Source organism: Shewanella abyssi, assembly GCF_023284025.1.
GTDB classification, from domain to species: domain Bacteria; phylum Pseudomonadota; class Gammaproteobacteria; order Enterobacterales; family Shewanellaceae; genus Shewanella; species Shewanella abyssi.
Map to the genome: position 1 here is coordinate 38,093 of NZ_JAKIKR010000041.1, position 9,079 is coordinate 47,171.

General features: G+C 44.4%; 6 protein-coding genes. 5 read left to right on the forward strand and 1 reads right to left on the reverse strand.

Annotated elements, in window-relative coordinates; translation table 11 throughout:
- Positions 1–254 precede the first annotated feature (254 nt).
- The gene (locus tag L2755_RS16165; RefSeq protein WP_248981713.1) at positions 255–1,097 is read left to right on the forward strand and encodes an HDOD domain-containing protein; all 843 of its coding nucleotides are present in this window, start codon (positions 255–257) and stop codon (positions 1,095–1,097) included.
- A gap of 146 nt (positions 1,098–1,243) precedes the next feature.
- Entirely contained in the window at positions 1,244–2,737 is a 1,494-nt protein-coding gene (locus L2755_RS16170) for a putative bifunctional diguanylate cyclase/phosphodiesterase (protein ID WP_248981714.1), read from the forward strand.
- Here the strand turns inward: L2755_RS16170 and L2755_RS16175 are convergent.
- Entirely contained in the window at positions 2,734–3,180 is a 447-nt protein-coding gene (locus tag L2755_RS16175) for a thioesterase family protein (RefSeq protein WP_248981715.1), read from the reverse strand. The two genes, L2755_RS16170 and L2755_RS16175, sit on opposite strands and share 4 nt — an antisense overlap.
- Positions 3,181–3,370: 190 nt before the next feature.
- On the opposite strand from L2755_RS16175, the gene L2755_RS16180 reads away from it, so the two are divergent.
- The 3 genes from L2755_RS16180 (at position 3,371) to L2755_RS16190 (ending at position 8,727) form a co-directional block, all read left to right on the forward strand.
- Entirely contained in the window at positions 3,371–3,811 is a 441-nt protein-coding gene (locus L2755_RS16180) for an OsmC family protein (protein ID WP_248981716.1), read from the forward strand.
- 336 nt (positions 3,812–4,147) lie between these two features.
- Positions 4,148–7,243: an EAL domain-containing protein gene (locus tag L2755_RS16185; protein ID WP_248981717.1), complete on the forward strand. Its 3,096-nt coding sequence runs from the start codon at positions 4,148–4,150 to the stop codon at positions 7,241–7,243.
- A gap of 158 nt (positions 7,244–7,401) precedes the next feature.
- On the forward strand, positions 7,402–8,727 hold the full coding sequence (locus tag L2755_RS16190) for a DEAD/DEAH box helicase (protein ID WP_248981718.1): 1,326 nt from the start codon (positions 7,402–7,404) through the stop codon (positions 8,725–8,727).
- Positions 8,728–9,079 lie beyond the last annotated feature (352 nt).

Below are 9,079 nucleotides of genomic sequence, written 5' to 3' on the forward strand. Positions count from 1 at the left end.
AAACGGCCGCGCATTCTACTTAATGCAAGGGGGCTAATGCAAGGAAATCAGCCGCACATGATAAGGGCTATGGAGGCGACCTGAGTCGTTTATCTTGAATTCTTGTGAGCTTGTTATCACTTTTTGCACAATTTAAGTATTATTAAAGCCATTATCTAAGTATTAACCCTATATTGCTATTTTGCACGTGCCCGTATGCTTTCTGCTGATATACTCGACGAGCTGTAAAATTAATACGAGTAATGGGAGTAAAGATGTCAAAAGAGCATCAAGTATTGGTTGGTTTGTTGAGAAAATTAAAGGCAGATTCGTTAGTGCTGCCAACCTTGCCTGAAGTGGCTATGCGTGTTCAGGAAGTTGTCGGCCGAGAAGACGCTAGCTTAAAAGATGTGGCTAATATCATTGGCCAAGACCCCGCCATTTCTGCACGAGTTATTCGCGTCGCCAATAGCGCTATATACAGCCGCGGCGTTCCTGCGGGGAATGTTAATGCCGCCATAAGCCGTATTGGCTTGGCCCAGATTAAGACTATTGTGACCTCTATTGCGATGGAACAGCTGTTCATATCAACTAATGAGATGGTATGGGAAGTGATGGATGAAGTCTGGGGCACATCCATTGATGTGACCTCCGCCGCGGTGGCAATGTTGCAGATCTATAACCGTACTCATCCACATAGTGGCCTAAATGCCGACACCATGACACTCGCGGGTCTGGTGCATAATATTGGTGCTTTACCGGTATTGACCGAGGTTGAAGCCGATCCAGAACTCATCAATGGGATTGATCAACTGCGTGGGTTAGTGCGTAAGTTACAAGGGCCCATTGGTCGAGCCGTGCTTAAAAACTGGGCTTTTTCACCCTGTGTTATGGAAGTCGTTGAACGTTGGGCTGACTTGTCTTACACCTCAGAGCAGGTTAGCTATCTTGATTTTATTCGAGCCGCGGCATTCTATACCGGAGAATTGCGTTCAGGTAATGAGTTACAAGAGAGGCTAGCAGCGTTTAGCGCTAAAGGAGTGCCAGTGTCGCCAGAAGTGTTAGCCAGCGATGCCTTTTTAGATACATATCACTCCATAAAGAACAGTTACGAGTGACGATTGATGATAGAGACTAAGCTATAGTCAAAGAGATTGATTTTAGGAGGCTATCCGTTGTTATTTACCTCCCAGTGAGCCTGTTTAAAATAGGTTGATAGAACACATTTAAACGCAGTAAATTGAAAACGGTAAAGTTATCATTTATGGATGAATCTGGATTACTCTCGATAATATGCACTGTACTTATAGTACTGCTAGTGGCACTGTTTTTGCGTTTTTTAGCTTATCGTCGTCATCTGAGGCGATTGTGTTTACCCTTTAATAACCAATCTAATGACCGCCGGTTAACCGTATCGAGTGTGGCAAAGACTTTGCGGGAAATTGAAGCGCTGGTATCGCAGTTACAACAGCAATTACATCAAACGGGCCACGACAAATTAACCGGACTGGGCAATCGCTTAAGCATGAAGCAAAAGCTTGCTGAGCTGATGCCATTAAAACAGGGCAGTCTAGTACTACTTGATATCTATCGATTCCGCTATGTAAACGATCTGTTCGGTTTTGATTTTGGGGATGAGCTGCTAAAACAAATTTCCTGCAGGATTGAAACTTATTTCCCCAAAAACACCACCATTGCCAGAATGAATGAAGATGAATTTCTCATCTATATCCCCACGGGTTTTACCGACGCGGACCTAATGGCGTTAATTGCCTGTTTACAGCATCCTTACACCGTTCTTGAAAGTCCAATGACCGTGCGTATTCAGCTAGGGCACCTTGAACTCGAACGTTTTCATGGCGAGATCAGTACCATGTTACGTCGACTCGATCTGGCGCTTAAAAAAGCAAAGTTGTTGAACCTAGGACTGGCCCATTATTGTGCGGGTGATGACGAGGTGCAGATAAGAGAAGTGTCGATTATTAATAGCTTGGCTAAGGCGTTACAAGACGGTGAGCTTTATATGGTTTACCAGCCAAAGCAAAACTGTGCAACGGGCCGTTGTGATCAGGTCGAAGCGTTAATGCGCTGGACACATAAAACCTTGGGGGTTATCTCTCCGGCTGAGTTTATCCCACTCGCTGAGTACGCGGGGATGATCGATATGGTGAGCCAGTGGGTATTAGATCAAGTGGTATTGCAGCAAGCTAAATGGCGCGAGATTGGGGTCGTTTTGCAAGTGGCGGTCAACCTGTCAACCCAAGACTTAAAAAACCAATCTTTGATTGAAGAGATAGAAGCCAGATTGGAAAAGTTTCAACTGCCCGCCAATGCATTATCAATCGAATTAACTGAAAGTAAACTGATGGAAGATATCGATAACGCGGTTATTGCTATCAATCGGTTGCGTCACATTGGTGTTGATATTGCGATTGACGACTTTGGTACTGGCCACTCATCTTTAGCCTATCTCAAGTATTTACCCGTCGATGAGGTCAAGATAGACAAAGCCTTTATTGAAGGCTTAGACACCGATGAACACGCCAGGCATATTATGGATACCAGCATCCGCTTAGCCAAAGGGTTAGGCTTTAAGGTCACCGTAGAGGGCGTGGAAACCGAATCGGTACGGCAGATCATTATTCCAATGGGAGTCGATAAAATTCAAGGTGATATATTTGCCAAACCACTGACTCCGGCCGAGCTTGAAATCAGCTGGCCGAAGCTTAGTGGAGTATCGCCCGAAGCCACTTGCTAGAAAGTGACGGGTTGAGAAAAGGCCTCGGCTAGACGCTTTATCAATATCGGTGGCATTGGGCTTAGTTGGCGATTTTTATTCATGCACACCATCTCAATTTGCGCCGTTACCGCTGCTTTTTTAGCATTTGGGCGCCAAACTTCCTGTAGCCAAACCGTGCGATATTTACTTTCAAAGTAGAAACGCGTCCTAATGTCGATAATATCAGCAAACTCCACCCCATCATGGCAAAGCATATCGCTACGATAAACGGCAAAGCCCAAATCGTGCTCATCCCATAAGCTTGCAAGGCTTTTTGCACCAATCACATGCTCTCGGGCCCGTTCAAAATATTTTAAGAAATTAGGATGGTACACAACACCCGAAAAATCGGTGTCTTCATAGTAAATTTGTACCGGGAAATTAAAGGTTTTACTCTGCTGTACTGACTTAGTTGCGGGCATATTTATTCTGGTCTAGTCATAAATCGTGATGAAAGTGGCGCTAGCTTATCATAGGAAGGCCTGGGTGTTTTAATCTCACACAAGAGCAATACTTTTATTAATGCTGAAAAGTGTGAGATTAATTTGAGTTTTTGATTTTGCATCCATTAGAATGTCCTCATTGAAATAAATCTAATGGAACGGGATGGATATGGCGGACAAGGTTATAGAAGTAAATACTCAAATGGGAGAGGGCTGGAAAGTCAGCGCGCAGATCCGTGAGCATCAATTAGTCATCGATCAACCTACCGCGGGCAATGAAGGTGCTAATCCACTGGAGACCTTTATTTTTTCATTGGCGGGCTGCATTTCAACCATCGCTAAAATGGTGGCTAGAGAGCAAAAAATTGACCTGCAACAATTTAACATATCAATGAAAGCTCAGCTTAATAGTGCTGGATTGTTGGGTAAGCCTTCGGATGATCCCGTTGGTTTTAAAGTGATTGATATTATCGCTACAATGGATGCAGCCAAAGATGATATTCAACTAAACCATGAGCAAAAAAGTACCTTTTTAGAGACTGTTTGCCACCGTTGTCCGGTTCACGATAATTTACTTAAACCCACACTGGTCACCCACGGAGCTGCTTAGTCCCCGTGTAGACTTGTTAGCCCTATTGCCCACAGCGCAGTAGGGTTGTTTATCTAATGTATTACCTCCCTAATTAAGTCGATTCCAAACTGCTAAATTACTTCTCAGCTAACCACTGGTATTTTTTGAATTATCTAGTTAATTTAACCGTTAATGTCGTCATTCTTAGTTATCTAATCTATCATAAGTGTTATTTTTGGGTGACTATAAAACGAACAATCACTTTTAAATGGCTTGAATATAAAATTGGGTTGCGCTAGAGATATTATTTCAGATCTATTCTGCTAGAATCTTTGTAACCCTTGGTCAATTGTCTACACGGATGAATCGTACTTTATGGAGCAAAGTTTAATTTTCTCGCTTATTCAAAATGCAGCATTGCTATTGGCAATGGTGTTCGTTTATGACGCGTTTCCCCGCAGCCATAAACGAGAGCTGGACGTGCTCTGGAGAATCGGCATCGGTGCCCTTGTTGGGGTTATTGCTGTTTCAGTGATGCTAAGCCCTTGGCAATACAGTGATGGTGTTTTCTTCGATTCGAGAACCGTTATTCTTGGTATTTCAGGCATGTTTTTTGGTGGTGTGCCGACATTAGTTGCCGTGCTAATTAGTGGCCTGTTCCGCTTAAGTGAGGGCGGGGTTGCGGTTTGGTCTGGTATTGGCACGATAATGACGTCGGCGTTGGTGGGCTATTTGTGGGGCAAGTATCGCAAAGGCGATATCGGGGATATCCGCTTTAGAGAGCTGCTGTTATTTGGTTTTAGTCTTAACGTATTAGCTTTGCTTTGGGGGCTAGTGATGCCTCTAGACATGGCTTTTTCAATGCTTAAGCAGATCACTTTACCCTTTTTAATTGTCTTTCCAATCACCACTGCTTTGTTGGGGATGTTGTTATCTCGACGGATTGAAATAGAGAGAGATCAAAAGATAAAACTGCAAGACCATCTGTTGTTTAAGTCTCATTTTCAAGCTGGCAGCATGGGCATAGCGATCACAGATAATCAACACCAGTGGATAAAAGTAAACCCAAACTTATGCCATATGTTGCAATACAGCGAATCCAAGCTGCTTGAGCTATTGTGGTCAGACTTGATCCATAGCGATGATTTTAACCTCTATCAGTACTACTTCTCAAACATGTTGATGGGGGAGAGTGATGAGTTCGAACTTGATATTCGATTTATCGCCAGCGATGACTCAATTGTTTATACCCATATGACGGTGGCGTGCCAAAGAAACCAAGGCAAAGTGGAATTGGTGATTATTGGTTTGTTAAATAGAAGTTCGCAAAAGCAAGCTGAAATGGCAATGTTAGCCAGTCAAGAGCAGTTGGCTTTGGTCCTAGAAAGCAGTGAGTTAGGTTTTTGGGATTGGGATATTGTTAATAATAAGGTCGAACGCAATGAACTCAGCGCCAACTTACTTGGCTGCGACGTAGCGACCCTCAATAATAACCCCAAGCTTTGGATGCGTGCTATTCACCCTAAAGATAGAGTGCGGGTGCTTAGCTCGATAGATGAACACATAAGAGGCGTCAGTGACCAGCATAAAATTGAATACAGAATGTACTCATACACTGGAGAGATCCGTTGGATTTTGGATTCAGGCAAAATCGTTAGCCGCGATGAAAATAATAAGCCATTACGTATGTGCGGTGTACATGCAGATATTACCGATAGTAAACGGGTTGAAGAGTCATTAAAGCTAGCAGCATCGGTTTATAATAACAGCAGCGAAGCCATGAGTGTGCAAGATGAAACAGGCACTGTCATCAACACTAATGCCGCTTTTTCTGATATTACGGGCTATAGTGAAGCTGAAATTAAGCATCAGAATATTCAGCTTTTACAATGTAATCGAAACAATCGTAGTGCCTATGAGCAGATGAACTCATCGGTAGAAGCAACAGGCCGCTGGCAGGGCGAGATGTGGTTAAGGCGCAAAAGCGGTGAAGAGTTTGTCGTGTGGTTAACGGTTAATACATTGTTTGATTCGGAGGCTCAAACAGAGCGTCGAGTGGCCTTGTTTTCAGATATCACCGATAAAAAGCAGGCTGAACAGATCATCTGGAAGCAGGCAAATTATGATCCTCTTACCGGGTTACCTAATCGCCGAATGTTGCTCGACTATCTTGCTGGCGAGATCTTAAAGTCCGATCGGCGAGAAAAGCACTTTGCCTTGATGTTTATAGATCTCGATTACTTTAAAGAGGTCAATGATACTTTAGGCCATGATATGGGTGATTTGTTGTTAACCGAAGCGGCGAAGCGCCTGAAGAGCTGTATTCGAGATAGCGATGTTGTTGCGCGGCTCGGTGGTGATGAATTCACCGTGGTACTTGCTGGGATCACCGATATAGAAGGGGTTGATAAAGTCGCTCAGAACATCCTTAGCCGCATTGCAGAGCCTTTTAACCTCGGTGAAGAGAGCGCCTATATAAGTGCCAGTATTGGTATTACACTTTACCCTGATGATGCCGCAAATATTGAAGGGTTATTGAAACACGCCGATCAAGCGATGTATGCCGCTAAAGATCAAGGTCGAAATCGATTCCACTACTTTACCCCGTCGATGCAGCGTAATGCTAAATATCGTATGCGGCTAATTCAAGATCTCAGATTGGCAATTTCAAACCAAGAGTTTGAGTTATATTATCAGCCGATCGTTTGTTTAGGGGATGATCAGTCGATAAAGGCGGAAGCACTTATTCGTTGGAACCACCCGAAGCGTGGCCTAGTGTCACCGATAGAGTTCATCTCTGTCGCTGAAGAGACAGGGTTGATTGTCGAAATCGGCGATTGGGTTTTTCAACAAGCAGCGCGTCAATGTGCACTTTGGCGTGATAGGTTTGGGGTGGAAGTACAGATCAGTATCAATAAGTCACCGGTGCAGTTTCGGGATGAGGGCGACAGTTTTGAATCTTGGATCTCATTGCTTAAGACGCTAAAACTCAGCCGAAACTCTATCTGTATCGAGATCACCGAAGGCTTGTTGCTTGATAACAATGAGACTATTTTTCATAAACTAGACCAATATCGTGCTGCTGGAATGCAGATATCTCTTGATGATTTTGGCACCGGCTATTCCTCATTAGCCTACCTTAAAAAGTTTGATATCGATTTCTTAAAAATAGATCAGTCATTCACTCGCAATATAGACAGCAGTAGTGATGACTTTACTTTGTGTGAAGCGATTATTGTGATGGCGCATAAGCTCGGGATGAAAGTGATTGCAGAAGGTGTTGAGACCGATTACCAGCGACAAGTGTTAGCAGACGCAGGTTGTGATTATGGCCAAGGGTACCTGTACTCAAGGCCTGTGCCAGCGGAGCAATTTGAAACGAGCTGTATTATTCCAGCGACAAAAAAGCGGCTGGCAGAATCACAAGGTAGTAAAGTCATTGCTGTAGAGGCTTACGCTCAGCATAAGTGATTTAGGATTGCCGTTATCTTTGGGGGATAGCGGCTTAGGTAAAATGGAGAGTTACCACTGTTTCACAGCGCCCGGCTATATTATCTGCGCTGGGTTTTTGGTAGACTCCGCGCTCACTTTTATTCCCTGTACTCCAATCTACAAAAATTGAGCTAACCATGAACTTTGATGCATTCGATTTACATCCCCACATTTTAGATGCAGTCTCTGCGCGCGGTTACCAAGCGTTAACAGAAGTACAAGTGCAAGTATTGCCAGTGGCAATGCAGGGGAAAGATATCATGGCATGTGCCCAAACTGGCACCGGCAAAACCGCAGCATTTGCGTTACCTCTGCTCAATACCTTATCTAAGCAGTTGGAACTTCAGCAAAGTGACGCAGCAGTGGAGTCGCTTGGCGAACACAAGGCTGAGCTGAGAGTGTTAGTACTCACACCGACTCGTGAACTTGCGATTCAGGTTGCCGAAAATATTCAAGCCTATGCACAGTTTTTACCTTTCAAAACGGCGGCTGTTTATGGCGGAGCAAACATGAATCCGCAACGTAAAGCAGTGCAAGCTGGCGTTGATATTCTTGTGGCGACTCCTGGTCGATTGTTTGACCTTATCGGTCAGTTTGATTTGGACCTGTCCAATGTTAACCATCTAGTGGTTGATGAAGCAGACCGTATGCTAGACATGGGTTTTGTTAGAGATATTGAAAAAGTGAAAAAGCTGGTGGCCCGAGAGCATCAGACACTGTTTTTCTCGGCAACCTACAGCGATGACATTAAAACGCTAGCGCAGAAGATGCTTATCGCACCTGAGTGGATTAATGTTGCCACCGCGCCAACGGCCAGCAGAATTACCCAAGAGGTTTATTTAGTCGATAAGCGCCGTAAATCGGAGCTTTTATCTGAACTTGTGGGGCGTAATAACTGGCAACAGGTTTTGGTCTTTGTCAGCACCAAAGAGGGCGCAGAACATCTACACACAGAGCTTAAACTTGATGGCGTAAAAAGTGCTGTATTTCATGGTGATAAAACGCAAGGTTCAAGAAACCGCGCCTTAGAAGAGTTTAAATCAGGCAAACTAAGGGTCATGGTGGCGACCGACGTTGCCGCTCGTGGCCTCGATATTGAAGCACTGCCCTTGGTGATTAACTTTGAGCTGCCTTTTGCTGCCGAAGACTATGTCCATCGAGTAGGTCGTACCGGTCGAGCGGGTTTGTCTGGCCGTGCCATATCATTTGTATCACCGCAAGATAAAGACATGCTGCAAGAGATTGAGCAGATCATCGAGCTGACGCTGCCGTGTATTACATTACCGGGTTATGAAGAGGGCGCACCTTTACCCGCCCGTTATCGCGATGTGGTGACCAAGGCAGTGAAAGAGAAGAGTCATAATAAGCGTAAATATCAAGAGAAAAGACGCAGTGAGTCAAAGCCACGACAAGGTGATGGTGATAAAAACCGTTATGGCCGTAGTAAGAGTAAAGCCAAGTAGTAACGCGACTACGATGAGGCATAGATGTCTCATCATTGTGTTGTCACTAATTGCCACCTAGGTTGTGTGATTACCTAGGTTGGCTAACAGGGTTTTGGACAGAAATGAGATAGCTTAGCAGAACAACTTGGGAATAATTGGGAGTCATCTCGGCAAGGCTTCTGGGCCGGGGTCTAGTGCCATTACCTAAAACATCTACTTATGATGGAAAGCAGCTCATCCACTATGTTCCTTTGCAAGTCGCCGTGAATACCTCCATGTAGGCTCTGCTGAAAAATCCCTTTTTCAGAAGCTTGCACGTTCCACAGCAGATGATCTGCCAGCGAGTTCAGAGTAGCGTCTAGCTCATTTC